We start from the raw sequence: 24541 nt of genomic DNA, 5'->3' as shown, positions 1-24541 counted from the left end.
GCCCGCTGTTGGTGCCGCGAAGGGTCACACAGGGCGGGGCAACTCACCACGACTGTTATGGCCGCGGGGCCAAGGCGGCCTCACCGGCAGTTGCCCGGCCGGCGCATGATCGCGTCGGCCGGGCGCGCCTCCTACCGGCCGGTGCCGGAAAGCGGCGGCGGCACGTGTCCGCGGTGCCTTGGCGGTGCCGGATTAGCTGGGGCCGCCCACGCCCTTCCACCATGGGGCCGAGACATCGCGCAAAGTGTTGGTGCCACAGTGCACCTCACCCATGCCCAGGTGGTACGTGTACCAGTCGTCGATGTACGCGACCTTCATGCCCGCTCGGCCGTACGCCGTGGTGACCGCCGTGGTGAAGATGTCCTTGCCGCCGATGACCGGGCCCCACTGTTTGGGCGCCAGGTAGCGGTCCCGGGCCAGCACCACACCGTTGACAGCCCCCGGAACGTACGCACTGGTCATGGTGGTTGCCTTGGCGGACGGGCCAGCGGTCTTCGTCGCTCCGTCGGTCCCGGCGTCGGGCAGGCCAGCCAACTGACCGTGTTTGCCCACCGCGTCGGGCACCGTGCTGGAGCCCAGCCGCTTCAGCGTGGGCGTGCGGTCACCGTCAGCCCCCTCGTCGGTGCCCCGGGTGTAGAGCGCGGGCACCCGTATGACCTCGGCGTCGGTGACGCCCGTCGCACGCTTCAGGGTTTCCAGGTTGGTGGCTATTCGCCGCGCGGCGAGTTCGTTGTCCGCGCGGAGTTCTTTGGATGCGAGCGCCTGGTCGATCGTCTCCTTCGGCGCGGGCGTCTCCTTCGCGTCGGGCACGGAGAACACCCGGGTCTTTCCGTGCCCGGCCTGCTGCGCATCGCGCAGCAGCTTCAGTCCGCCCTGCGGGTCGGCGATGCCGATCCGCCAGCCGCGCGGCGTATTCGCGGGCAGGAACTGCACGAACTCGTCCACATGCCCGACGTGCAGCCAGGAGGTGTCTAGGAGCAGCGGGTCCTGCATGCCCTGCGAGGTGAGCAGGGTGCGCATGGCAGCGGCGGGTTTGGAGTTGCTGTCCACCCGCTGGCCCATGATGATCCGCCCGGCCGGATAGGACCGCCCATCGTGTGCGTACGGGGGGATGGTCTCCAGGTTTCCAGTGGAGTTGAGGGTGTGCTCCTCGCTGTCGCGCACCTTGGTGACCTGGACGACCCCGGTGCCGGGACCGCGCAGCTTCTCGAACAGTTCCCGGCCCGACTCGCGGTCCGGCTGCGCCGAGCGCAGCATGACCCGCATCGCGTGCTGCCGCCCACCGGGCCCTGCCATGCTCACATAGCCGGGCTCAACGAAGTCCTGGGCCCAGGGGTCGCCGTACTTGGTGAAGGTGACCAGGGGCTTGCTGATGCCCGCCCGCTTCACCTCGGTGCCCAAGTCCTTGACGAACTTGCTCTGCTGGCGGCCGTACTCGCTGCCCTCGTCCATCTTGGTGACCAGCACCTCCTGCGCGTTTTGCAGGTGGTGGTGGGTGAGCAGTGGGGCCACCTTCAAGGTGACGTCATCGGATGCGGACTTTCCGCCGGAGTGCACCGTCAGTTTGACCACCGCGCGGCCGTCCCAGACCTTGCTGTCGCGCACCACATCGGTGCCCTCCATGCCCAGTTCGACACCGGTGCGCAGTTCGGCAGCGGTGAGCTTGGTCTTCGCGGTGACCGGTTGCCAACCGCCGTTGCCGACACGGTGGATGAACAGCCGCGCGTGCTTGGCCCCGGCCCCGGTGATCGTGGCCGTGCCGTAACCGCCCGACGCCAGACCCTGCACAGGCACCGTACGTAGCCGGGCGAGGTCCGCCGCGTCGGCCGTCCCATTGACCTTGGTATCGGCCGCGTCGTTGCACGCGGCCAACTGTCGATCGTTCAAAGGTTTGCCGCCGGGGCCCTTGGTGGGGCAGCGGCGGGAATCGTCGTCGATGTTCGGTAGGAAGACCGCTCCGCGACCGGTGGTCCAGGAGTCCTCGCCGGCGGTATCCGTACCGCCGCGCACATCCACCGTGCCGTCGCGGTTCACATCCGCCCGCAGGTCAGCCGCGGGCTGCTTGGCCGCCGCGAATGCCGGCGCCACCGGTACGGTGACGGCGCCGGCCAGCGCGATGGCGAGAACGGTTCGTCCGGAATGGCTCAAACGCACAGTGCGCCCCTTCGTCAAGTTGGGTTGCCGTAGGGCTAGAGCCGTGAGGGGCGTCCCGGGTTGAGCGGCGATGGCAAGGCGGGACCATGGGACGAGCAGGAGCAGCCGACCGGCGGGGGGTGGCCCTCCACCATGAGGCGGAGATAAAACGGATCAAAAGGGCGACATTTGTCCATACCGCACTGTGTTCAGCGCACAGTCGTCAGCTCGTCAACCGCCCTTCGCCGCTGATCCTTTACGATGCGGTCGAGCTTGACGATCAGTCAGCCAGTCGGTACGTGAGGAGATCTGGATGAATCGCATAGGCGCCATAGCCAGCGCGCTGAGCACTGCCGCGATCGTGGTGGTGATGCCCGCCACCGCCAGCGCGGCACAGCCGGCACCAGACAAGGCGCTGAACAAGCGATCCGCCACGACGGCCACCACCGGCACGCAGTGGCGGGAGCCGTGCACCGATGCGTACCACGATGACGCGCGGCTGGGCCCGAAGCGGCTACCGAAGCTGTGGAACAGGCCCGTTGGGCCGCTGCTCCTCGGATACCAGCGCACCGGCAGGCTCTCCTCGGACGCATTCTTGAAGAAATACTGGGAGGGGCCGGCGGACAAGGGTGGCTGGAAGTACCCGCCCAACGACGGCTTCGCCCAGGTCAACGGCGAAATCGACAAGAAGCCCAAGCAGCTGCGGCCGGGACAGCGGCTCGACAGATTCGGCTCGGAGTACGGCGGCTACCTCGCGCCAGCCGGCGACCGGTACGCCAAGCGTGCCCTGCCGCCACAGAACCTGAACACTCGCGATGCCGCCTTCCCTTGCGACTACCGCGTCTACACCGTCACCAAGAAGTTCACCGTCTGGCAGGGCAGCATCGCGCCCTGGTTCGAACAGCCGGGCGGTGGCCAGCAGATCAAGCTTGACCCGGTGTTCCTCAACCCAGGCCAGGAGCAGCGGTTGAACGTGAAGTGGCTGCTGGACAACGGCTACCTCGCCCAGGCCAGGCGGTAGCCGACGATGGAGCGCCGTGCGCTGCGCGCCGCCCTGCGCGCGGCGCAGGTGGCAGACGGTTACTACTGGATCGAGGGTGTCCACGAGCCGGTCCCCACCCCCGTCGATCATCTCTATGTGCGGGCCGCTGATAACGGACGGTGGGAGGTGGGCGCGTACGAGCGAGGCACGCACCAGGTCATCCTCGTCCACGACAGTGAGGAAGCCGCCTGCGCGCACCTGCTGCGGCTGCTGACCTGAACATCGCTCGCGGGTGCGTGCCACAGCAGGCACGCACCCGTGACCAGCCCCGGTCGATCGCAGCCGGGAGCGACCCGTTGAGCTCGGCCGCCCGTCAGCGGATGTCCACGGCCTCACTCGGCCGCAGCCCACGATGGCGCACCGGCACCGAGGCGATCCAGCATCGAGTTGATCGGGCATCGAGACGATCCGGCACGGTGGCTTTCCGACATAGTGGCGAGCCAGTGCAGCGGGACAGGTCTGCTGATGCCGATGTCGCCGCTGTCCGAAGTCGCTAGATATATTTCCCCGCACACTTCCGCGGGCGCCTCTCGATGTGTCGTACCTGTATTCGAAAAAGCCGTGCATGGGTAGCACAGAGATAGCAATCCATAGGCAAGGAAATGGCAGTTTAAGCGACCCACATGACACTCTGAGACAGAGTTATGCGGTTTTTCGTCCCTTCGTATTCTGTCCGGACACGCCATCTTGACCGGCATGTTGTCCACCGTTGATGGTGGATAGCGTTTGTGACTTCCAAGCCGGGGGGGCTTTCCGCATTATGGGCACCCGAAGAGGACTCAGGTTTGCCGGACAACGGGAATTTGCGCCGAAGTGCGGTGGGCGGGCGGCATGGCCGAAACGGCGCCGGACGTCCGTCGTGCCTGCGCATCCGATCACGGGGAGACTGCGTCCTGCCAATTCACCGGTGACCCGCTACCCGATGCGGCACGGTCTTCACTGATTTCCCGCGGCGAGTGGTCGGGGGCAGTGCGGATACGGCGGGGTGCGTGCACCCATGGTTGCCTCCGCCCGCGTGCGCCCCTCGGCCGCCGCTCCGCTGTCCGAGGCGTCCGGACGGCCATAGCGCCCGCACAGCGCGGGTCACGTGCCGCCGGTCGGCCACACCGGTGATCGCAGAGAGGAACCGCACACATGACCGTGTCACCGATGGCACCCGTGGCCACCACAGGCCGCGGCGCACAGGCCAGGGCCCGCATTCTCACCCGCACCGAAACCCGCTTGAGCGCTCTGCTCACCGCCGAACACGCGTTGTGGGCCGGCGTGGACGCGCGCGCCACCGCGCCCGTAGACAGCGTCGGCCAACTGGTGCGCGCGGGGGGCAAGCGGCTGCGACCTTCCTTCTGCGCTGCTGGATTCCTCGCCGCTGGCGGCGACCCGACCGATGCACGGGTAGTGGAGGCAGCTGCCGCCGTCGAGCTGCTGCACGCCTTCGCCCTCATCCACGATGACGTCATCGATGCCTCGCCGCTGCGCCGCGGTGAGCCCACCACCCAAGTGCGCGCCATGGAGCAGCACCGGACCCTGGGCTGGCGTGGCGAGGCCCGCCGATACGGCGAAGGTGTCGCCGTCCTCGCCGGTGACCTGGCGTTCTCTTACGCGATGCGGCTCGCCCAGGAACTGCCCACCCAGGCCCGGCGGGTGTGGGGCGAACTGGTCACCGAAATGATCGTCGGCCAGCACCTGGACGTCGCCGTGGCCGCCGAGGGAATCGCCGATCCACGGCTTTCGGAGTACATCGCCAACGCCAAGTCTGGCCGCTACAGCATCCGTCGCCCGCTCGAACTCGGCGCTGCCATCGTCGGAAACACCACGCTCGCCGCGACGTTCGAGGAGTACGGCACGGCCCTGGGCGAGGCGTTCCAGCTCCGCGACGACCTGATCGACGCCTTCGGCGACGCGAACGTGGCGGGCAAACCGGTGGGTGCCGATGCCGAAAACAACAAGATGACCCTCCTGACGAGCCTGGCCGTGCGACGCAGCGAGCGCGTACGGGAGTTGGTGGCTGCCGGCGGGGACGAGGCGGTGCTCCGCGCGGAGATGGCGGCCATCGACGTACGCGCCGAGATCGAGCGCCGCATCGACGCGTTGGTGGCCCGAGCCCGCGAGGCGCTGGCAGCCGCACCGTTGCCACAGGAGTGGCGCGAGGAACTGTCGGCGATGGCGGTTGCCGTCGCGTACCGCGATAAGTAACCGCCGCGGCGCAGGCGGACGGACGCACGGCACGCAGGTGGAGGGCTGCGACCCCGCCACCATGCGGCCGGGCCTTCGCCATGCGGCCAGCCGGCCGCACCAACTGGTGGCGCGCGGACCGCTGGGGGCTCTCCGTGCCGATTGACCAGCGCGGAGGCGAGCACCCCAGCGGCCCGCGGCTCGTGGCCCGGACCAGTGATCGGCTCAGGCGTTGGGCATTCAGCGCTTGGCGTTACCCGCGTACAGCAGCCGGTTGGGCGAGCCCTTGCCGATGTTCGTGAGCCGTCCGGGCGTCGCCGCGGACACGATCAGCTTCTTGGCCTGTGCCATCGTCAGCTTTGGGTTGTCGCGTAGGGCGATGGCGATGGTGCCGGTTGCCAGCGGAGCGGCGAACGACGTGCCGTTCCAGCCCGTGAGCACATGGGTATCGCTGTCCTTGCCCGCGCCGGACACCCCGGCGCCGGGAGCGAACGCGGTCAGGCACGAGCCGTAGCTGGATGGATTGGAGCCGGTGTTTCGGGCGTCCTTCTTGGTCGTGGCGCCCATGGTGACGGCGCGCGGGTCCTTGGGCGAATTCTGACAGTCGCCCTTACCGAAGTTGCCCGAGATGAACACCAGGATGAGGCCCTTGTTGATCATCGCCTTGGCCGCGTCGTCCATCGCCTGGTCAGCGAAGCCGTCTGCGCTTTGGATGCTCATATTGACCACGGACGACTTGGGCGCGTGCCGTGCCGTCCAGTTCATGCCGTCGATGATCTCCTCGGTGGTCGCGCTGTTGTCGCACCCCAAGATCCGCACGGCGCGCACCTTGGCCTTCTTCGCTACCCCATAGGTCTTGCCGGCGATGTGGCTGGCCACGAACGTGCCGTGGTTCGCGCAGTCCTTGGTGCCCTTGCCGTCCTTGATGGCCGAGTACACGCCGGAGGCGCGCCCACCGAACTCCTTGTGACTGGCTCGGATGCCCGAGTCCAGCACATATACCGGGACCCCAGCGGCGTCGCCTTTCGGGGTGTACGAGGTGTCCAGCGGCAGTTTCCGCTGGTCGATCCGGTCGAGATGCCAGGGGGCACGCTTCTGCGTCGCCTTGGTCGCCGGCTGGCTGGCGGCTGGCGCCTCCTGCCGATGGATGCGTACGGGCTGCACATAGGCCACTGCGGGGTCGCGCCGTATCTCATCGAGTGCGGCGGGCGGCAGGTCGGCGGAGAAGCCTTGCAGCGTACCGGTGTACTCGCGGCGTACGGTGCCGCCTGCTTCCTGAGCGGTGGCCTTCGGAGCGGTTAGCGCTCTGGCGGTCGAGGTCTGCGCGGCGCTCTTGGCCGGCTGCTTGAGGACCACGATGTAGCGGCCATCGATGGCATTGGGCCCCGCGGCGTGCAGCGGTGCCAGCCGGTCGGTGGCCGGGCCCGGCGACGCGCTGGCCGACCAGGTCACGATGGTGCCGCCTGTCGCGACCAAAGTGAGAGCCAGTGCTGTGGCCAGGGTTGTTCTCGCCATGCGTTTCTCCTGTGAGGTGGTGGGGCCGTGGGCATGTTCGCGGGGTGGGTGCTTGACGACGGGGACGGTGGGGAGGTTGAGCTGACGGCAACGCCGCGATGGGAGTGGTGGTGCTGACGGGGCTGATGGTGTCGAACTCATGGACGAAGAACAAGGAACGACAGGCACTTTGTTCGATCTTCCTGCGGCGGGAACGGCCGAGGTGGGAAGGGTGCGCGGACGGTGGCGCGGCGGCCGAAGAGGGAGTGCCGGCTAAGGAAGCGGCGCATGGCGTGCCGTATCGGGTCCGGACGCGCGGGGGAGTGCAGGGCAGCGGGACGTCGGCAGCGCAAAATTTGGCCAAAGCACGAAGAAAAAGCGCGAAGAGGCAGCGCAGGGAGGCAGCGGGGGAGGGCCTCGGCGTGGCGTGGCAGGGCGGCGGGTTATGGCTGGCTGGGCGGGTGGTGGAGGCGTACGGACCGACTGCAACGCGCTGAGTCCCCATGGTCGTTGCCATGAGCAACTGCGAGAACTTAGAGCTACCTGAGTTGACTGCGGTGCGGCGTCGCTAGGGACGGGCCGTGCGCGACAGGAGAGCGAGGCGGAACAATGGGCCAGGACGCGCCGGAGGCAGGCAAGGCGGTGGGCGACGGAGGGAGCAGGGCACTGATCGCCCGACTGATGTTTGGGGCGATGGCCGCGCGAACTACGTGACCGCCGTGCGCCACGGTACGCCCTTGCCGGGTGCTCAGCGGCTGATCCGCTGTTCCTTCGCGGGCTCCTCGCGGACCACCTCCCGCGGGTCCTTGTCTTCCCGCAGGCCCAGGAATCGGGGATGGCGCAGCATCCCGTCCCGGGTCCACTCGGTGAAGGCGAGTTGCGCCACCAGCTCCGGTCTGGCCCAGTGGGCATGACGTTCTCGTACCGGGTCGGCGAACGGCGCGGCCGTGGTGGCCAGGTCGTCCAGGCGGGCGCGGACCGTGCGCAACATCGCCTCCGTGTAACCGGTGCCGACCTTTCCCGCGTAACGCAACTGGTCGTGCTCGTAGTAGCCGAGCAGCAGCGCACCGAAGCCGGTTCTGCTGCCGGACGGTTCGGTGAACCCGCCGATGACGAACTCCTGGCCGCGCGCGCACTTGAGCTTCAACCAGTCGGGGGACCGGCGCGGCCGATAGCGGCCCTGTGCCCGCTTGGCGATCAAGCCCTCCCAGCCGCGCGAACACGCCTGGTCCAGCAGGTCCTGACCGCCCTGGTTGCGATGGGTGGTCAGCCGCAGCGGCTCCCGGAAGTCCAGGGCGCGAAGCAGCAGCGACTTGCGGACCCGCAGCGGCAGCTTGGTCGTCTGGTACCCGTCCAGGGCCAACAGGTCGAACAGGCAGTAGGTGACCGCGACGCCCGTAGCCAGGGCCCGGCGCGGGTCGGTGAGCCCCATGCGCCGCTGGAGCCGGGAGAAGTCGGTGCGCCCGTGCGAGAAGGCGACGATCTCGCCATCCACGGTGAAGTCGGCACAGGACTGTGCGCCGAGGACATCGACCAGTTCGGGGTAGGTGGAGTTGATGTTCTGTCCGCTGCGCGAAAAGAGCCGCACCGGCTCCGCGCCCGGCTGCCGTACGGCCAGCGCACGGACGCCATCGAGCTTGCGTTCAAAGATCCAGTCGGTGCCGAACTCCCGCCTATCGCTGAGCTGGGCGAGCATCGGGGCCGCCGCCAGTTCCGCACCCGGCGGCGCGTCCGACAGGAGGCGTCGCTGCTCGGCCGACAGCCCGTCCAGCAGACTGCTCATGTGCCCTCGCCCCCGTGCGCGTGCCGTTCTTGCGCCACAACTTGGCCAAGGGTGCGCCCGGTGCGGGCCGAACGAGCGCGGGAGGGGACAGGCCTGCCGCGCTGCCGAGCCGTGCCCGCGTCACCCTGCTTGACCAGCAGCCAAGACTCCCGCTCGCCGGCACCACCGCGAAACCGAGTGAGGGCGTAGCCACCGTGCAACTTGGTGCCATCGAGCCAAAACGAGATATGCCCGTCCTCCAACGCGGCGGCGAACGGAACAGGCTGGTCTTTTTCACGGCGGGGGCGGTGGGCGTCGCGATCGCTCTTGTCGTGACTCTTGGCATGGTCGGTGCCGTGGCTTGTGGCGTAGGTTTTGTCATGGGTCAGCGGGCGGTAGGTGCCCTCGTCCCACACGATCACGGTGCCCGCGCCGTACTCGCCCTGCGCGATGACGCCTTCGAAGTCCCGGTACTCCAACGGATGGTCCTCCGTGGGGATGGCCAGTCGCTTGTCCCCGGGGTCAGCGGACGGGCCCTTCGGTACGGACCAGGACTTGAGCACCCCGTCCACCTCCAGACGAAAGTCGAAGTGCAGGGTGCTCGCATCATGGAGTTGGACCACGAAACACGGGGCGCTCTCGTCGCCGACGCTGCCCGGGCGTGTGCTCGCACCGCGCGGTTCGCCGGTCGTGTCGAAGTGGCGCTTACGACGGTACGTATCGAGCTTGTCGGCATCGCGGCCCATGGCGCCCCCGCTCAGACGCGGAGCGCGGGCCCGCCGCCCTCCGGCAGGGTCCCGGTCAGTTGGCGCTGTGCCGCACGCAGCGCCGCCTCGATCTCACGGGTTCCGGTGGTCACGCACAGCGTGTACGTGACGTCGTCCATGCGGCGGCGCTCGTGCACGCCACCCGCTGAGGCGCACAGCCTCCGCAGCGTCTCGTACCGGTCGATGAGCTCGCGCAGCACCGAGGGGTGTGCCATCAGCATCGTGGGTCTCCTTTCGCCACATGCGCCGCCTGCGGCGTCGGGGGCGGCCCTGGTAGCTGACTCTCCCGACATGATGCCTGCCCACGGCCGAGGCCGCATGGCGAGAAGGCCGCGAGGACGGGCCGCAGGCTACGGGCGAAGGGGAGCGGTCGCGGCACCACCCAGCCCCGCGGCAGCGCGGTACCCCGCCCCGCCGGCAGGGTCCGTAAAGGCCACAGACAGCGCCCGGGAGGGCCAGACAGGCTCTAGGAGGCCCGGCACAGCGCTCGGGCGCGGGGTACCACCCCGCGCCCGAGCTGAAACGGCGAGGGACTGGCGCCCGCGCCCACCATCCGCGGGCCGTCCCTGGCCTCGGTGGCTATGACCCCCGTTGCTCACCGGTCACTGGACAGTGCCTCGATCAGTTCGCCGGACTTGGGGTTGGGCAGGGCCTTGGCAGCGTCGGCCAGAGCGACGATGCCGACGAGGTCGTGCCCGTCGATTACCGGCAGCCGGCGGACCTTGTGCTGCTTCATCGTCGAGAACACCTCCTCGACGTCGTCGTCGGCGCCGATGGTCACCGCCTCGCCCTGAGCCAGCTCACCCGTCGTCGTACGCTGCGGGTCCTTGCCCGCGCCGAGCACCTTGACCACGACGTCGCGGTCGGTGAGAACGCCCTTGAGCTTGTTGTCCGTGCCGCAGATCGGCAGCGCACCCACGCCCAGCGCGGTGAGCTTCCGCGCGCCCGCCAGGACGCTTTCCTCGGCTCCGATGCATTCGGCGCCGGGGGTCATGATGTCGCGTGCGGTAGCCACAATCGTTCACCACCATCTCGCTCTGCTGAGCGGGTCGGAATCTCGATAACGCCGTTCGGGTGCCCTGGCGCGCCCGCGACAAACAGCCGCACCTAACGAGTGACCTGGTACGGAGACCAGCGGACCAGCCCGAGGCAGGTCAGGGGTACCTGGCATGGCATGGCGAGGCGCGGGCACCCGAGGCAGCGACGGTGCAGCACGCTCCCCGGTGGCCAGTGCCCGGGAGCCGCGCGAGAGGAGGGACGCCGTGACCACCCCAGACAACCGTGAGCCTCGTGACGACGGCCGGTACCCACACGATCTCCACGACCCGGGCGCCGACCCCGAAGACGAGGGCATCCCCGACCTACAGGACGGCACGCCGGAGCAGCAGCGTGCCTCGGACCCGCAGCAGATGCCCGTACCCGGCGACCAGCCCACCATCGCCGAATACCGCAGCACGACCACCAACGAGGCGTGGGAGCGAGAGTCGTTGGACGAGCGGCTGGCCGACGAGGTACCGGACGTGGGAGCCAACGAACCGTCCGGCGCCGGGCCCGTGGACGCGCCGTGGGCCGACACGGCGCAGGAGGAAGTCGCCGGCCTGCTGTACGACGAGCCCGACCCTGACCAGCCGCGTGAACAGGACGTCTACTCCCAGGAGGGCTCCACGAGCGGACTTTCCGCCGAGGAGCAGGCGGTCCACGTGGTGGCCGACGAGGACGAGAACAGTGGCGTCGGCGGAGCTGGGATCAGCGACGTGTGACGGTCGGCAACGGGACGTGACACCCGCCGGCACGGCCGAACCGGTGCCGGCGGGTGGGTGGGTGGTGGGTCATGCTGTGGGGTGATGCGGCTGGTGCACGCTTTATGGCTGCGCGTACTACTCGTACTACGGCTTATGGCTGTGCGGCCTATGGCTGTGCGTACTCCTGCGCGTACTACGGTCGGCGCGTCCTATGGCCGGCCGCCCACACCCGTTGACAACTCTCGCCATCTGCCGCCGGGTTGACGGCCGAGGAGCGGCGGTGTCGGCGCGCCGATGGGCTCACGGAGCCCTTGCAGCAACTCCTCCAGCGCTTGCACGGAGGTGTACCGGGGCTCCCAGTCGAGTTCTGCCGCGGCGCGGCCGGTGTCCATGATCGGCAGCCGCAGCACCGTACGGAGCAGGCCCGGTGTCGCCGGGACGATACGCAACCGCCACAGCGCCGCCACGGCGGCACTCGCTGCGGCGGCGGGCACCGGCACCACCCGCGCGCGCAGCAGCACGGCCAGGCTTCGGGCGTCCACTACCGGCCCGGCAGCCAGGTTGAACGCCCCGCTCACCGGCCGTACCACCGCCTGCGTGAACGCCTCCGCCGCATCGTCGGTGTGGAGCACCTGAAAACGCAACCCAGGCACATCAGGCACCACTGGCACCAGCCCGGGACGCATCAACCGCCCCGGCACGAAAGGGCCGGCGAAGAGCCTGCGCTGTTCGGGTGAGGCCGACCGCTGAAAGACGAAGCCCGGCCGCATCCGTACGACCCGAACACCCGGATGGTCGTGCTCGAAGGAGTCCAGAACGCGTTCCACGTACGCCTTCTCGCGCGGGTACGCCGCCTCCGGCCAACCATGCGTTGGCCACGACTCATCCACAGCCCGGTCCTTTGGGCCGGGCGAATAGGCGCCCACCGACGAGGAATAGACAAGCGCGGGCACCTGGGCCGCGGCCACCGCGTCGAACACCTGAATGCTGCCCTCCACATTGGTCCGCCACGTGGTGACCGGGTCATGCGTCGGCTGGAACAGCCAGGCCAGGTGGACGACGGCATCGGCACCCTGGAAGTGCTCGGCGAGGTTGCTGATTTCGTCGCCGACGTCGGCGCGCACCCAGCGTGTCTTCGGCGGCGTCCAGTCGGGGCTGCGGCGCGCGATGCCCACGATCGAGCCGACCCGTGGGTCGCGGGCGAGCGACCTGACCACACCCGTACCGATATTGCCGGTCGCTCCGACGACCACGACACGCAGCGGATACCCGTCTGAAGGCTTTCGGATCGCCATCGCTGTCGGTCCTTCCGAGTGCCGGGGTAGGGCATCCCGGGTTACCCGCGGCCCGCCGCGGCAAACGCGCGATCGCGGTCCGCGCGGCAGCTAGGGCGCGGGGCGATCCTCGCCGCCGCCCTCGCCACGGCCGGACGCGCTGGCCTGGCGCTGAGCGGCCGGACTTGGCGTGAGGGTGTCCCCGGCCTCGCTGTCATGTCGGGCGTTGCGCTCCTCCGTCACGTCCGTCTCAGCGTTCTCGACCTCTTGCTCCAGTTCCTCCGCGGCCGAAGGGGCCTTCCTGTGGTCCGTCACCGTCGAGTCCTCTTCCTCGTGGGTGCGTATGGGGTCCGTCATGCTCGGGGGCTGTGTCGTACGCGCGGTGGGCTGTGTTGTACGTGCCACGGACTGTTGTTGTACGCGCCATGGCTGAGTCGTATGCGCCATGGCGCGTGAGTACGTGCCGTCCACCTGCCACTGAGCGGCAGGTGGACGGGCTCGCGTCTCAGCCGGGGTGCTCCGGGACTGCCGACTCGTCGTGCGGTCGCTGGCCCACCTTCTCGGCATCGTCCTTGGCCCGCGGCGGCCGTCCCGAGGAGTCGATCTCCACCTCGGGTACCTCCACAACGGGCGGCAGATCCGGCGTGACCTGCGTGTCGCTCTCATCCGCCGACTCTGCTTGGCCGGACCGGTTCGCCTGCTCGGCCTCGCTGGATTCCGCGGATACCTGTTGCTGCTCTGTGTGACGCATAAACCCCGGGTACCCCAAGACCGTAACGCGACTCCTCGCACCGACACGGTGCGAGATCCAGCACCGACCGGCGTGCGCAGGGCACGATCGCCGCGAGGGCTGGCCCGACACGGCCCAGCGAAGCGAGGACAGGAGCAGACGATGACGCCTTCCACCGAGGCGGCGCGGGCGGCGCTCTTCGACATGGACGGGACGCTGGTTGACACCAACTACTTGCACGCGGTCACCTGGTGGGAATCCTTCCGGCAGGCCGGTATCACCGTGCCCATGCCAGACATCCACCGCTCGATCGGCATGGGCGGTGACCGGCTGCTCGACCACCTACTCGGCGCGGACCGCGACCGATCCCAGGACGAGAGCATCACCGCCGCACACACCGCGCTGTACGCCGCTTACTTCCCCACCCTCGCCCCGCTGCCCGGCGCCGCCGACCTGCTGCGCGCGATGGCCGACCGCGGCTGGCGCGTGGTGGTGGCCAGCTCGGCCGGCGGCGATGAACTGGTGGCCATGCGGAACGCCATCGGTGCCGACGAGGCGATCGCCGATGCCATCAGCGGCGATGACGTAGAACACACCAAACCCGCCCCGGACCTCGTACAGGAGGCGGTGCGGCGCTCGGGCGCGCCGGCGGATCGGTCGCTGTTCGTGGGCGACACGGTCTGGGACATGCAAGCTTGCGCCGCCGCAGGGGTGCGATGCGTGGGTCTGCTGAGCGGCGGTATCCCGCGCTCCGCCCTGGAGGCTGCGGGAGCCGTCGCCGTGTACGACGGGCCCAGCGATCTCCTCGCCCACCTGGACGACAGCCCATTCCAGGACGCGTAGCCAGCCACGGCCAACGACGTGGGCTCAGGTTTGCCCGCGGGCTGCGCGGGGACTCGACGATGCCAAGGCAACCATGTTGCCGAGGCACCAGCACGCTGCCGCTGAGGAGTGATCATGAGGGCCCTGACCTGGCACGGCAAACGTGACGTGCGGGTGGACACCGTCCCCGACCCGCGGATTACCGAGCCGACCGACATCGTCGTACGCGTCACCTCCAGCGGCATCTGCGGCTCCGATTTGCACCTCTACGAAGTTCTCGGGCCCTATCTGGACCCGGGGGACATCCTCGGGCACGAGCCCATGGGCATCGTGGAGGAAGTCGGCAGTGAGGTCACCGCCGTAGCGCCGGGGGACCGGGTCGTCATTCCGTTCAACGTTTCCTGTGGCACCTGCTGGATGTGTGGGCAGGGCCTGCACTCGCAGTGCGAGACCACGCAGGTACGCGAGCGCGGCATGGGCGCAGCGCTGTTCGGCTACACCAAGCTGTACGGGCAAGTCCCCGGCGGCCAGGCGGAGTTGTTGCGCGTTCCATTCGGAAACACGCTGCCCGTCAAGGTGCCACACGGACCGCCGGACGACCGGTTCGTCTACCTCTCCGACGTCCTGCCCACCGCCTGGCAGGCGGTCGCCTACGCGGATATCCCGCCGGGTGGAAGCGTCACCGTACTCGGGCTCGGCCCGATCGGTGACATGGCGGCCCGCATCGCGCTGCACCAGGGTGCGGGCCGGGTGATCGGCGTCGACCTGGTCCCCGAGCGGCTGGCCAGGGCCCGCGCGCGGGGCGTGCACGCGCTGAACCTCACCGAGTACGGCAAGGACCTCGGCGATGAGATCCGCCGCCTCACCGATGGCCGGGGCACCGATGCGGTCATCGAAGCTGTCGGCATGGAGGCCCACGGAGCCACCGGGGCCAAGGCTGCCCAGCAACTCGTGGGCAGGCTGCCCGGTGGGTTGGGCGAGAAGGTGATGGGCCGCGCCGGCATGGACAGCATGGCGGCCTTCAACACGGCCGTCGATGTGGTGCGCCGTGGCGGCACGATCTCCCTCAGCGGCGTCTACGGGGGTGCCATCGACCCGGTGCCCATGCTGACCCTGTTCGACAAGCAGATCCAACTCCGCATGGGACAGGCCAACGTCAGGCGTTGGGTCGATGACATCCTGCCGCTGCTCGATGAGGGCGACGTACTGGGCGTAGACGACTTCGCCACGCACCGGCTGCCACTGGAGCAGGCCCCGGACGCCTACCGAACGTTCCAGGCCAAGCAGGACGGCATGGTCAAGACGCTGCTGACCATCTGACCCGCCCCGCTGCACCCCACCTCCTGTACTCCGCCCCCGCTACACCCACCCCATCCCGCTGTACCCCAGCGCCGCGCGCAGCCGCACCTTCAGTCAGCCGCCCGCTGCGAGCGTGGCCGCGAGCGCTGCCTGCGTGTCCGCATTGGCGCCGCGCTCGAACGCGGCCTCATAAGCCAGGTCTCCGGCGGCGGCCCGCGCCGCACGCTCGAACTCATCGCGCACCGCACGCACCTCGGGCGTGCCCTGCTCCGCGTGTCCTACGGTGCGCCAATACGCCTGGCCCAAGCCGTACACCAGCGCCGCGCCCACACCGTCACCCTGTGCCGCGATCGCCGCGGCCAGCAGATCAAGGCCCAAGGCGATGCCGAAACTGTCGCCCATCTGCTGCTTGCCCGACAACATCGCCCTTGCGTGCTCCGCCGCCTCCCGCGGTCGGTCCGACAGCAGTGCTATCAGGGCGAGTTGGTGCTCGACATATGCGCGGGTCCAATACTCACCGATCTCCGCGCAACCCCGCCGCAGCCGCAGCGCCTCCGTCCGCGCCTCCGACAGCCGGCCCAGCGCGGTGAGCGCGAAGACGTGGGCGAGGTGGCAGCGCAGTCGGGAGGCGGAGTCGAAGGGCTGCCCAGGAATGGTGCTCAGTGCATTCCCGGTGAGCGCCCGCGCAGCCAGCGGTTCACCGCTGAGCAGCGAGACGAGCCCCGCGAGGTAGGCCGCCGCCAGCCGGGACTCGTCATCGCTGCTGTCCTGCGCTGCGTATGCGCACTGATCGCTCAACTCGCGTGCGGTCGTGCACTCGCCCTGGAGCGTCAGGGCCACGCCCAGCGCCCACAGCCCGCGAGTTCGCTCCGGGCCGGGTTCCGGGCACAGGGCCAGGGCACGTTCCAAAAAGCTGCGGGCATCGGTCAGATGCCCACAGCAGCTCCAGAAGTAGCCGACCAGGCCCGCTAGTTCCAACGCCCGCAGCGGTCGGGCCGCCAGCAGATGCTCCAGTGCGGCACACAGATCCTCGCGCGCGCGGGAGATCCGGCCGTACCACCTGACCTGGTCGGTGCTCAGCCACCCCGCGTCAGCCTGGCGTGTCAAGCTCAGGAAGTGCTCGGCGTGCCGGTCGGCCAGCTCGGCCTCCTCACCCGTCGCGCGCAGCCACTCCCGGCCGTACTCGCGCACGGTGTCGAGCATGTGGTAGCCGTCACCACTCCGTCCCAGCACCGACTTCACGAGCAGTCCGTCGAGCGCCGGCTGCACTGCGTGGGCCGGGAGTTGACCGTCCACGCACACTGCGCGAACCGAGGCCGTGTCGAAGGCGCCGCGGAAGACGGCCAGCCGTGCCCACAGCAGACGCTCGGCCGGCGTACACAGCCCGTGGCTCCAACCGATAGCGGTTCGTAGCGTCTGGTGCCGCTGTGGCCACACCCGCTCGGGGTGCTCCAGCACATCGAAGCGGGACCCCAACCTGTGGAGAAGTTCTTCGAACGTATGGAGCCCCAACTGCGCGGCGGCCAACTCCAGTGCCAGCGGAATGCCCTCAAGTCGTTGGCACAGGGCGACGGCCGACACCGTCTGCGCACCAGGTCGAGGAAACGAAAGACCAGGCGATGCGGCCTTGGCCCGCTGCGTGAACAGGTCGAGCGCGTCCGGACCGTCGGCACGCAGCGGGCCCACCTCGATGACCCGCTCGCCGGGCAGCTCCAGCGGCTGCCTGCTGGTAGCGAGCAAGGTCAACCCGGGTGCCGTCGTCAGCAGGTCGCCCAGCAGGTGCCGACACGGCTGCACCAGGTGCTCGCACGAGTCGAGCACCAGCAGCAGACGTTTTTCGACAAGCCACTCACACAGCTCCTCCACCGGTATGCCCGGCATATGGTCCGACAGGTCCACCGCGTCGGAGACCGTCGCGAGCAGCAGCCGGTCGCCCTTCAGCGGTGACAGGTCGGCCCACCACACCCCATCCGGGTAGCGCGGTGCCGCACGGGCAGCCGCGCGCAGCGCGAGTCGGCTCTTGCCCACGCCGCCGGCGCCGGTCAGTGTCACCAGCCGGTCATCGCTGAGCGCACCTGCCAGCCTGGCCAGCTCAGCTTCGCGCCCTACAAAGCTGGTCGTCTCTTCGGGAATGTGCCCCACCACGCGCATATTCTGACCCAAGCTGTGCCCCGTACGGCAACCACAACGACAGGCTTTGTGGACGGTGCGATAAACCCGGCGGACTGCGCCATAATCGGTGTGCCCCGTGGCCTGAGCCCCTCTAGCATCCTTCACGTGGACACAAAGAACGACCCATTTGCCGCACAACTGCTGACCTGGGCGGGTGGCAGATCGGACATCAAGGCGATTTTGCGTACCGGATCGCGCGGGCGCCAGGACGGAACGGTCGATGCCCTCTCCGACCACGACATCGAGCTGTACACCACCGAGCCAGCACGCTACGAGGAGAACGGCGACTGGATACGGGAGTTGGGGGCCGTGTGGGTGTGCGTCGGCCTGGAGGGGCCCTGGGAGAATCCGGCCTGGCTGGTGTTCTTCGAGGGCGGGCTGAAGGCAGACTTCCAGGTGGTGCCGGTGGTTCGGTTGCGCGAGCTGGCCGATGACGGGCTCGACGAACTGCACGAGCGCGGCTATCAGATCCTGCTTGACCGCGAGGGGCTGGCCGCCGCCTTGCCAGCGCCGACCGGGGCTGCCCCGGAGGCTGAACTGCCGGACGAGGAAGAGTTCCAGCAGGTGTGCGCGGAGTTCTGGCACGAGATCGCGCACCTGCCTCGCTATCTGGCGCGCGGTGAACTGTGGATCGTCAAGGCCCGCGACTGGACCACCAAGGAACTGCTCCAAACGATGATCGAGTGGCACGCCCAAAGCCACTTCGGACCACAGCACGACGTATGGCACGGGGGCACTCGAATGCGTGAGTGGGCCGCCCCCGGCGTATGGAAGCGCGCGGGCGGCGTCTTCGCCGACTTCGCGCCTGACGGATGCCTGCGCGCCGCACAGGCGACGGCTGACCTGTTCGCTGAACTCTCCCGCGAGGTGGCCCGCACTTACGGATTCTCGTACCCCGAAGCGGCAGAACGCGCCATCCGCCCGTATCTCAACCAACTTCCGGCACTGCACGACTGAGCTGCCCCGGCCCACCACCGCGCCTGGAGGCAGCGCCGGGCCCGGGGGCAGCGCCGGGCCCGGCGACGGCGGTTGGTGTGCCGCTGCCGGGCCCGCGTGACTACGCCTGGGTGAGATCAGCCGCCGTGGCGACGAAGCGGGCTGTCACGGAGTTGCCGCCCACGCGCCGCAGCCCCGCCTTGGCCAGGACACGCACCGAAGCCGGGTTCGACAACTCCACGTCGGCTTGCACCGTGTGCACCTCCGGCGCGGTCAGGGCGAACTCCACGATGGCTCGGGCGGCTTCGGAGGCGTAACCGCGACTGCGTCGAGAGGGGACGACGCCGTACCCAAACTCGACGCATCCCTCGCTGGGTGGCCAGAACAGGCCGATCGCGCCGACGACCAGACCGGTCTCCCGCTCGATGATCTGACGCTGGCCATAGGGGCTCAACCCAGCGGGGTTTTCGGTGAGGAAGCCGGCGATGACCTGGTCGCCCTCGGCGGGGAAGTCCTCCGCCCAGTGCGCGAGCCGCACCTCATCGATGACAGCGGTGAGCTCATCAAGGGGCCATTGCCGCAAGACGAGCCGGTCGGTGCTGAGTTCCGTACCGGTCGATTCCCCACTGCTAGCGGAACCGGCTGAATCCGTACCGGCCGAATCTGTACCGGCCGAATTTGTACGGGCCGGACCTGTACGGGCCGTATCCGTATCGGTAGAACCCGCGTCGGCAGAAGAAAGAGAAGACACGCGACACTCCTGGTCGTTGATGACCGGGCCGCTCACTTACCTCGGCGGTCCGGAAAAGGGCAGGTCGATGACGCTGTTGGCCGGGCCATATTCATCAACCTCCCTGGTCGCCGCGGCCGTCACCGCTCGGGCGTCGGGCCGTCATGTCTCGCGTACGCGCCGGACCTTATCAAATGACCGGAGTGCTGCCGCGGGCGCGTCCGGAACTGGCACACCGTGCGCTCGGCGCCGGATCTCATGGCGCTGGCAGCCGTAGCGCAAGCATCGCGATGTCGTCGCGGCCGGTTTGGGCGGGGTGAGCCAGCAGCACATCGCAGAACGCATCGACCGGTTCGCGGGCGAGCGTGGCCGCATGGCGGCGCAGCCGCTCAAGCCCCTGGTCGAGGTCCTCATCCGGGCGCTCGACCAGGCCGTCGGTGTACAGCAACAGCGTGCAGCCCCGGGGCAGCGGGTGCACGCTGCTGTTGCGCGGCTCGTCCGGCATGAGTCCACCGAGCAAAATGTCCTGCGCGTCATCGAGGAAGTACGCCTCGCCATCCCAGGTCACCAACAGTGGCGGGGGGTGGCCCGCGACAGAGTAGTTCAACTGCCAGGGCCCACCCGGCGGGCCTTCGACGCGGGCCAGGACGCAGGTCGTGGTGGACTCCTGCGGGCTGAGGACCAGCGTGTTGACGTCGAGCCGGCGCAAGATGTCACCGGGCGGCTCCTCTCGGTCCACGGCCAGCGCCCGCAGCATGTTGCGCGTACGACCCATGGTGACGGCGGCTTCCAGATCGTGCCCCGCCACATCACCGATGATCAACACAGTGACGCCGTCACGCAGCACGAACGAGTCGTACCAGTCGCCGCCCACCTCGGCCGCCGCGGGGCTGGCCAGGTAGCGGGCCGTGATGGCGATGTCCGGTACCTCGGGGGGCGGCGTGAGCAGGCTGTGTTGCAGCGCCCTGGCGACCTGCTGGGTGCGCTGGAGCTGCATGGCCCGACTGAGTGGCGCGTGCGCCTGCTCGATCAGCTCCCGCATCAGGTTGCGGTCCGCCTGTGAGATGGGGTCGCGGTCGCCGCACACGAACGCCGCGACAACGGCCGCCACCTCGCCGTCCACCAGGATCGGCAGCAGCGCGCCGCTGTGCGCGCCAGTACGCGTCAGCCAAGGCATGGTGCCCGGCGGGGCGAAATCCGAGGGCACGGCCCCGGGCGGGAACGTCTCGTGCAGCGGCTGTCGGCCTCGAACCGCCCGGGTGATTGCGTGCTGCGCGCCGATGAGCTCCTCCCTGCGCGGCGGCAGCCCCGAAGGGAGGCCAGGGCGCGCGGTCGCCGCGACCCGCTCAACGGACAACGGGGCGGGTTCGACCGTACTTTCCGGGGCAAAGAACTCGCTGAGCAGGTAGATCCCGCACTCGTCGGCAAGCGCTGGCACCAACACCGTGCTCAGGACGGCGAACGCCTCGGGGGCGGTGGGCGACTCGGCCACCGCGCGGGCCGCCCGCCGGATCAGCTCGCCGCGCCGCTCCAGTAGCCAGCGTTCCTCGATATCGGTGCAGGCGCCCACCCACTCAAGAACCTGGCCGTTCTCTCGCACCGGAACGGCGTGCAACTCGCAGTGGCGGTAACTGCCGTCGGCCTGCCGCAGCCGGTACGTGTACTGGAACAGGTCCGGCGCCTCTGAGGCTGCACGGAACCAAGCGCGCGCCAGCCCGCCGCGGTCGTCTGGATGGGCCGCATCAAGCCAGCCATCGCCGCGGATGGCATCCCGAGGCTGCCCGGTCGTCCGCTCCCAGGATGCGCTGTGCTCGAAGACCTGCCCGTGCTGGTCGCTCACCCACACCTGCTGGGTGAGCGCCGCGATCAGGCTCTCGTAGCGCCGCAGGGCCCGACGCCGCTCCTCGGCCAGCACCCGGGTCCGCTCCACGGCATTGACCCGATCGGTCTCCTCCACTACGACGAGCAGCAGCCCCGGCTCCCGGTCCGCGAGCTCGATCCTGGTGGCGCTGAACGAGAGATACCGCTGCGCCGCGTCGTCCATGCCGTCTGCGGCAGCGGCGCCCATGGTGAAGGGGATGGCCGTTGCCTGGGTCGCCTCGCCGGTACGGAAGGCATGCTCCAGCAGGTCCAGGTCACGCTGTTCCCGCAGGTCGGCGAATAGCTCGCGGATGGGCATGCCAAGCGGTCGGTCGCCGAAGATCCGGTGGTATGCGTCGTTGGTGTACGCCAGAACCAGACGTTCGGTCCGATAGACCCCCACCCCTACGGGCGCCGCGTCAAACACTTCCAGCGGCAGACCACTGGATGCGATTTTCCCCTTGTTTTGCGGCAAAGGCGACATATCAATATCATGCGCCATGGTTGGTGCGCTCGTCACGGAGGGTGTGCGGCTCGTCGGTGGTGCTCTGGGGATCGCGTGCGGCCCGATATGGCACGGTTCAGGGGCCCGCGGGCCCCTGAACGGTGGCCGGTTGGTCCTGGGCCGTACGACCCCGATGAGCGAGTGGGGCGATCGCCTGACCAGGCGCGCCCATCGCCAGTGAGCCACCCCACCGGTGGCCCGCGTTGTGGCCATGGCCTGCTCCGTCGCTCACCACAGCAGTAGGGCTGCCCCCATCCCCGGCATGGGTGTGGCTGCACCGGTGCCGTCACGCCTGAGACGGTGCGACAGCCGGCGGGTCCGCGAGGCCGGCCGGCGACCAAAGTGGCGGCCCATCCTGCCGTGCGCTCGCTGCCGTCCCGATGTCCTGCTACGCGCTGCCGTTACGCCGAAGCCGCGAACGCGTCCACGCCCGTCAGTTCCGCCGACAGCGCCCACAGCCGGGCCGCCTGTCGTGGGTCGGTCGCGTGTGCGCGTACGCCACCAACCTGCGGTCCGTCATCCGTGCACAATTCGGCGACATCGCAGTCTTCGCAGTAGACGCCGCCCAGGCCGGCGAGTTGGGGAGACGTCGCCGCCCACACCTGGGTCGCCGCGCCCTGTTCGGGAGTCTTGAACACCTCGGCGGCAGTGCTCGCCTCGTCGATCCAGCCCATATCGAGCATCTCCTGCCGGTGCAGATGGCGCTGGAGCGGAGTAAGAATGGCGCCCGGGTGCAGCGAAAACGCCCGTACGCCCGCATCCCGGCCCACCGCGTCGAGGTGCACTAGCGAACAGTGCATTGGCCGTTTTCGCTTGGCCGTATGCCTGCCACTTGTCGTAACCATGGTCGAACCACATGTCGTCCCAGCGGATGCCCGATGCGTGGTGACCCAGGGACGATACGGACACCACGCGGGCCCCACCGCGGGCAAGCGCGGGCCACAACCGATTGACCAGGGCGAAGTGCCCCAGGTGGTTCACCGCAAACTGCGCCTCCCAGCCTGGGCCGATCCGCGTTTGCGGACAGGCCATGATCGCGGCGTTGTTGATGAGGAGGTCGATGGCGCGGCCCGAAGCCAGCGAGCGCTCGGCGAACGCCCGCACGCTGTCCAGGTCAGCGAGGTCGAGCTCATCGATCTCGATGCCATCGATGCCGGCGAGAGCCTTCTCGGCGGTGGCCCGCCGCCGCGCAGGGACGATCACCCGGGCGCCGGCGTCGGCGAGCGCGCGCGTCGTCTCCAGCCCGAGCCCGGAGTAGCCGCCGGTGACCACGGCGTGGGCGCCGGTCAGGTCGATGCCGTCCAGGACGTCACTTGCGGTGCTTCGGGCGCCGAACTTCGATCCGATCGGGTGTTGAGGAGTCGTCGTCATGCGCTGCACGCTACGCACTGGAGGGCGCTCTAGGACAAGGTGGCGCAGGGACCGTGGCCTGGCACCGAAACGGCCTCGACCGCGGTCCCCGCGGCCTCATCAACCGAGCGGAATCTCGTAGTGCACCGTGCCGAAGCCCGGGCCGTGTTCGCCGGTTGTCCTGGCGTCGCAGACCTCCTTGGCGATGCTGTCCCAGAAGCCTTGTGCACCGGGGACGTTGACGTTCGTGTGCAGGTAGACGCAGTCGTAGCCGTCTGTCGCGGCAGCAAAGGAGCAGGCTTGATGGACCATCGCCCGCGCCAGTCCGTGCCGTCGGTGCCCCTCCGCGACGTACACGCGGACCAGTTGTGCGGTCGAGCCCGGGCGGTACCGCTCGGCGAGCCAGCGCGGGTGGGGCGGGTGGGCCGGGCCCCGAGAGAGCAGCCCGGTGGTTCCCACCACCTCGTCGTCCAGCGCGGCGACGAGGAGGAGGTGCCGTGGGTCGTTGAGGTAGGTGCCCTCGATGTCGATGGCGTCCGCATGCCAGGCGGGGACGTAGCCATAGCCGAAGTCGCGGTAGAAGGTGTCCAGCATGACCCGCCGAGCACCTTCGATGTCCTCGGGCCGAGCTGGGCGCAGCTCGTACGGGCCCTTGCGTTGGGGGGTGTAGTCATTCATGGCACGACACCCTACATGGCTCATGAAAACCATTATCAACAACGACTTCGGGGGTGGCGGGGCGGTATGGGACTGCCCGGCGCCGTCCGCGACAATGGTCGCAGTGACCGCAGTGACCGCAGTGACCGCAGTGACCGCAGTGGCAGAGCGCGGAGCAGGGTGGCGGGCGGGCCGGGTCGCTCAGGAAGCGGCGCAGTGGGGGAGTGGGAATCGTGCACGAGGTGCTGAACTGGTGGCGACGCGGCATTGGCACGGTGCCGGAATCCGTCTGGGAGCGCACCGAGCTTCGGTCGCTGATCCTCGCGGACAACGGCCTCACTGAACTCTCGCCCCACGTCGGCCGGCTGCATCGTCTACATACCCTGGACCTCGGCCACAACGAGCTCACCGCGATCCCCGGCGAACTCGGCGACCTGCCCGCGCTGACCGGCTTCCTGTACCTGCACAACAACCGGCTGACGGAGCTTCCCGCCACCCTCGGGCACCTGACCGCTCTGCGCTACCTCAACATCGGCGGCAACGAACTCAGCACGCTGCCGGACACCATCGGCGGCATGGCTGGACTCGTCGAACTGCGGGCTCAGCGCAACCAGTTGTCCGTGTTGCCCGACTCCATCGGTCAGCTGCGCCGGCTCCGCGGTCTGTGGCTGCGGGGGAACCAGCTCGGCGCCCTCCCGGACGGGTTCGCCGCGCTGGCCGGGTTGCGCGAGTTGGACCTCCGCGAGAACGCCATGGAAGAGGTGCCTCCTGCGTTGGCTGGGCTGCCCCTGCTGCGCCAACTCGACCTACGCAGCAACCGAGTCCGGCAGCTGCCGGACTGGCTCGCCGAGCTGCCCGCGCTGGAGCGGCTCGACCTGCGCTGGAACATTATCGAGCCCGCGCCGCGCCTGCTGGCCGACCTGGAGCGCCGCGGTTGCTTCGTCCTGCTGTAGCCGGTGTACGGGCGGCGCGGCCCGGCGCACCGTTGACCTGAGGTTCCCCCGTTGCTCGGGAGGTGCTGATCAGCTGGTCAGAGAGGTGACGGGTTTTCAGGTTGGCTCTTTTGGCCGCTGCCTGATCGGAGTAGTGCTTCT

At 69.0% G+C, this 24541-nt stretch carries 21 protein-coding genes and 1 pseudogene; 8 read left to right on the top strand and 14 right to left on the bottom strand.

The genetic code is table 11. The annotated features are described in order from the left end of the window. Positions 1-192: 192 nt before the first annotated feature. Entirely contained in the window at positions 193-2154 is a 1962-nt protein-coding gene (locus FHS42_RS23045) for a protein-arginine deiminase domain-containing protein (RefSeq protein WP_184574947.1), read from the bottom strand. 292 nt (positions 2155-2446) lie between these two features. Here FHS42_RS23045 and FHS42_RS23040 point away from each other — a divergent pair, with 292 nt between their 5' ends. The 3 genes from FHS42_RS23040 to FHS42_RS23030 all read left to right on the top strand — a co-directional run bounded on the left by FHS42_RS23040 (position 2447) and on the right by FHS42_RS23030 (position 5368). Beyond that, positions 2447-3154 carry a TNT domain-containing protein gene (locus tag FHS42_RS23040; protein ID WP_184574945.1) on the top strand — a complete coding sequence of 236 codons (708 nt, stop codon included), beginning with the start codon at positions 2447-2449 and terminating at the stop codon, positions 3152-3154. A 6-nt stretch (positions 3155-3160) separates the two neighbouring features. Beyond that, positions 3161-3394, top strand: a complete 234-nt coding sequence (locus tag FHS42_RS23035; RefSeq protein ID WP_184574943.1) for a hypothetical protein — start codon at positions 3161-3163, stop codon at positions 3392-3394. Between the two features lie 915 nt (positions 3395-4309). After that, positions 4310-5368 carry a polyprenyl synthetase family protein gene (locus tag FHS42_RS23030; RefSeq protein ID WP_184574941.1) on the top strand — a complete coding sequence of 353 codons (1059 nt, stop codon included), beginning with the start codon at positions 4310-4312 and terminating at the stop codon, positions 5366-5368. 219 nt (positions 5369-5587) lie between these two features. Here the strand turns inward: FHS42_RS23030 and FHS42_RS23025 are convergent, their stop codons facing one another. The 5 genes from FHS42_RS23025 to FHS42_RS23005 form a co-directional block, all read right to left on the bottom strand. Next, positions 5588-6862: a S8 family peptidase gene (locus FHS42_RS23025; protein ID WP_184574939.1), complete on the bottom strand. Its 1275-nt coding sequence runs from the start codon at positions 6860-6862 to the stop codon at positions 5588-5590. 727 nt (positions 6863-7589) lie between these two features. Further along, a complete protein-coding gene (ligD, locus tag FHS42_RS23020) occupies positions 7590-8624 on the bottom strand; it encodes a non-homologous end-joining DNA ligase (protein WP_184574937.1) in 1035 nt (344 codons plus the stop codon). Further along, on the bottom strand, positions 8621-9349 hold the full coding sequence (locus FHS42_RS23015; RefSeq protein ID WP_184574936.1) for a DNA polymerase ligase N-terminal domain-containing protein: 729 nt from the start codon (positions 9347-9349) through the stop codon (positions 8621-8623). Before FHS42_RS23015 ends, ligD begins: the two co-directional genes overlap by 4 nt. Before the next feature lie 11 nt (positions 9350-9360). After that, positions 9361-9591 carry a DUF5133 domain-containing protein gene (locus FHS42_RS23010; RefSeq protein ID WP_184574934.1) on the bottom strand — a complete coding sequence of 77 codons (231 nt, stop codon included), beginning with the start codon at positions 9589-9591 and terminating at the stop codon, positions 9361-9363. Positions 9592-9965: 374 nt separating this feature from the next. Beyond that, a complete protein-coding gene (locus FHS42_RS23005; protein WP_184574932.1) occupies positions 9966-10385 on the bottom strand; it encodes a CBS domain-containing protein in 420 nt (139 codons plus the stop codon). A gap of 247 nt (positions 10386-10632) precedes the next feature. On the opposite strand from FHS42_RS23005, the gene FHS42_RS37385 reads away from it, so the two are divergent. After that, positions 10633-11130: a DUF5709 domain-containing protein gene (locus FHS42_RS37385; RefSeq protein WP_184574931.1), complete on the top strand. Its 498-nt coding sequence runs from the start codon at positions 10633-10635 to the stop codon at positions 11128-11130. 191 nt (positions 11131-11321) lie between these two features. On the opposite strand, the gene FHS42_RS22995 is transcribed toward FHS42_RS37385, so the two are convergent. The 3 genes from FHS42_RS22995 to FHS42_RS22985 all read right to left on the bottom strand — a co-directional run bounded on the left by FHS42_RS22995 (position 11322) and on the right by FHS42_RS22985 (position 13137). Further along, positions 11322-12407 (bottom strand): NAD-dependent epimerase/dehydratase family protein, encoded by a 1086-nt coding sequence (locus FHS42_RS22995; RefSeq protein WP_184574929.1) that lies wholly within the window; start codon positions 12405-12407, stop codon positions 11322-11324. Positions 12408-12497: 90 nt separating this feature from the next. Continuing rightward, a complete protein-coding gene (locus tag FHS42_RS22990) occupies positions 12498-12743 on the bottom strand; it encodes a hypothetical protein (RefSeq protein ID WP_221476823.1) in 246 nt (81 codons plus the stop codon). Between the two features lie 148 nt (positions 12744-12891). Then, positions 12892-13137, bottom strand: a complete 246-nt coding sequence (locus FHS42_RS22985; RefSeq protein ID WP_184574927.1) for a hypothetical protein — start codon at positions 13135-13137, stop codon at positions 12892-12894. Between the two features lie 141 nt (positions 13138-13278). Between FHS42_RS22985 and FHS42_RS22980 the strand changes: the two genes are divergently transcribed. Together FHS42_RS22980 and FHS42_RS22975 are read left to right on the top strand one after the other, a co-directional pair. Further along, positions 13279-13959: an HAD family hydrolase gene (locus FHS42_RS22980; RefSeq protein ID WP_184574925.1), complete on the top strand. Its 681-nt coding sequence runs from the start codon at positions 13279-13281 to the stop codon at positions 13957-13959. A 114-nt stretch (positions 13960-14073) separates the two neighbouring features. After that, complete coding sequence (locus tag FHS42_RS22975; RefSeq protein ID WP_184574923.1) at positions 14074-15258, top strand: zinc-dependent alcohol dehydrogenase; 1185 nt, start codon at positions 14074-14076, stop codon at positions 15256-15258. A 93-nt stretch (positions 15259-15351) separates the two neighbouring features. Here FHS42_RS22975 and FHS42_RS22970 read toward each other — a convergent pair whose 3' ends face one another. Then, positions 15352-17382 carry an ATP-binding protein gene (locus FHS42_RS22970; protein WP_184574921.1) on the bottom strand — a complete coding sequence of 677 codons (2031 nt, stop codon included), beginning with the start codon at positions 17380-17382 and terminating at the stop codon, positions 15352-15354. A gap of 132 nt (positions 17383-17514) precedes the next feature. On the opposite strand from FHS42_RS22970, the gene FHS42_RS22965 reads away from it, so the two are divergent. Then, positions 17515-18366: an aminoglycoside 6-adenylyltransferase gene (locus tag FHS42_RS22965; RefSeq protein WP_312866999.1), complete on the top strand. Its 852-nt coding sequence runs from the start codon at positions 17515-17517 to the stop codon at positions 18364-18366. 100 nt (positions 18367-18466) lie between these two features. On the opposite strand, the gene FHS42_RS22960 is transcribed toward FHS42_RS22965, so the two are convergent. From FHS42_RS22960 to FHS42_RS22945, 4 genes and pseudogenes are all read right to left on the bottom strand, one after another. Further along, positions 18467-19096, bottom strand: a complete 630-nt coding sequence (locus FHS42_RS22960) for a GNAT family N-acetyltransferase (protein WP_184574919.1) — start codon at positions 19094-19096, stop codon at positions 18467-18469. Between the two features lie 235 nt (positions 19097-19331). Further along, the gene (locus FHS42_RS22955; protein ID WP_184574917.1) at positions 19332-21419 is read right to left on the bottom strand and encodes a SpoIIE family protein phosphatase; all 2088 of its coding nucleotides are present in this window, start codon (positions 21417-21419) and stop codon (positions 19332-19334) included. A 422-nt stretch (positions 21420-21841) separates the two neighbouring features. Next, a pseudogene (locus tag FHS42_RS22950) lies at positions 21842-22811 on the bottom strand (SDR family NAD(P)-dependent oxidoreductase). A 99-nt stretch (positions 22812-22910) separates the two neighbouring features. Further along, a complete protein-coding gene (locus FHS42_RS22945) occupies positions 22911-23468 on the bottom strand; it encodes a GNAT family N-acetyltransferase (RefSeq protein WP_184574915.1) in 558 nt (185 codons plus the stop codon). A gap of 212 nt (positions 23469-23680) precedes the next feature. On the opposite strand from FHS42_RS22945, the gene FHS42_RS22940 reads away from it, so the two are divergent. Next, the gene (locus tag FHS42_RS22940) at positions 23681-24400 is read left to right on the top strand and encodes a leucine-rich repeat domain-containing protein (RefSeq protein WP_312866998.1); all 720 of its coding nucleotides are present in this window, start codon (positions 23681-23683) and stop codon (positions 24398-24400) included. The last annotated feature ends 141 nt before the right edge of the window (positions 24401-24541 follow it).

This window comes from Streptomyces zagrosensis (assembly GCF_014203645.1).
Lineage (GTDB): Bacteria > Actinomycetota > Actinomycetes > Streptomycetales > Streptomycetaceae > Streptomyces > Streptomyces zagrosensis.
The sequence above is the reverse complement of the archived record's forward strand: the minus strand, read 5'-3'. Positions and strand labels throughout refer to the sequence as shown.

What these genes read in the sequence shown, in the direction of transcription:
- FHS42_RS23040 (WP_184574945.1), top strand. Translation starts at nt 2,447, where the DNA reads ATGAATCGCATAGGCGCCATAGCCAGCGCGCTGAGCACTGCCGCGATC.
- FHS42_RS22990 (WP_221476823.1), bottom strand. Translation starts at nt 12,743, where the DNA reads ATGACGGACCCCATACGCACCCACGAGGAAGAGGACTCGACGGTGACG.
- FHS42_RS23035 (WP_184574943.1), top strand. Translation starts at nt 3,161, where the DNA reads ATGGAGCGCCGTGCGCTGCGCGCCGCCCTGCGCGCGGCGCAGGTGGCA.
- FHS42_RS22945 (WP_184574915.1), bottom strand. Translation starts at nt 23,468, where the DNA reads ATGAATGACTACACCCCCCAACGCAAGGGCCCGTACGAGCTGCGCCCA.
- FHS42_RS23025 (WP_184574939.1), bottom strand. Translation starts at nt 6,862, where the DNA reads ATGGCGAGAACAACCCTGGCCACAGCACTGGCTCTCACTTTGGTCGCG.
- FHS42_RS22995 (WP_184574929.1), bottom strand. Translation starts at nt 12,407, where the DNA reads ATGGCGATCCGAAAGCCTTCAGACGGGTATCCGCTGCGTGTCGTGGTC.
- FHS42_RS22975 (WP_184574923.1), top strand. Translation starts at nt 14,074, where the DNA reads ATGAGGGCCCTGACCTGGCACGGCAAACGTGACGTGCGGGTGGACACC.
- ligD (WP_184574937.1), bottom strand. Translation starts at nt 8,624, where the DNA reads ATGAGCAGTCTGCTGGACGGGCTGTCGGCCGAGCAGCGACGCCTCCTG.
- FHS42_RS23015 (WP_184574936.1), bottom strand. Translation starts at nt 9,349, where the DNA reads ATGGGCCGCGATGCCGACAAGCTCGATACGTACCGTCGTAAGCGCCAC.
- FHS42_RS22985 (WP_184574927.1), bottom strand. Translation starts at nt 13,137, where the DNA reads ATGCGTCACACAGAGCAGCAACAGGTATCCGCGGAATCCAGCGAGGCC.
- FHS42_RS23030 (WP_184574941.1), top strand. Translation starts at nt 4,310, where the DNA reads ATGACCGTGTCACCGATGGCACCCGTGGCCACCACAGGCCGCGGCGCA.
- FHS42_RS22980 (WP_184574925.1), top strand. Translation starts at nt 13,279, where the DNA reads ATGACGCCTTCCACCGAGGCGGCGCGGGCGGCGCTCTTCGACATGGAC.
- FHS42_RS22955 (WP_184574917.1), bottom strand. Translation starts at nt 21,419, where the DNA reads ATGTCGCCTTTGCCGCAAAACAAGGGGAAAATCGCATCCAGTGGTCTG.
- FHS42_RS23010 (WP_184574934.1), bottom strand. Translation starts at nt 9,591, where the DNA reads ATGCTGATGGCACACCCCTCGGTGCTGCGCGAGCTCATCGACCGGTAC.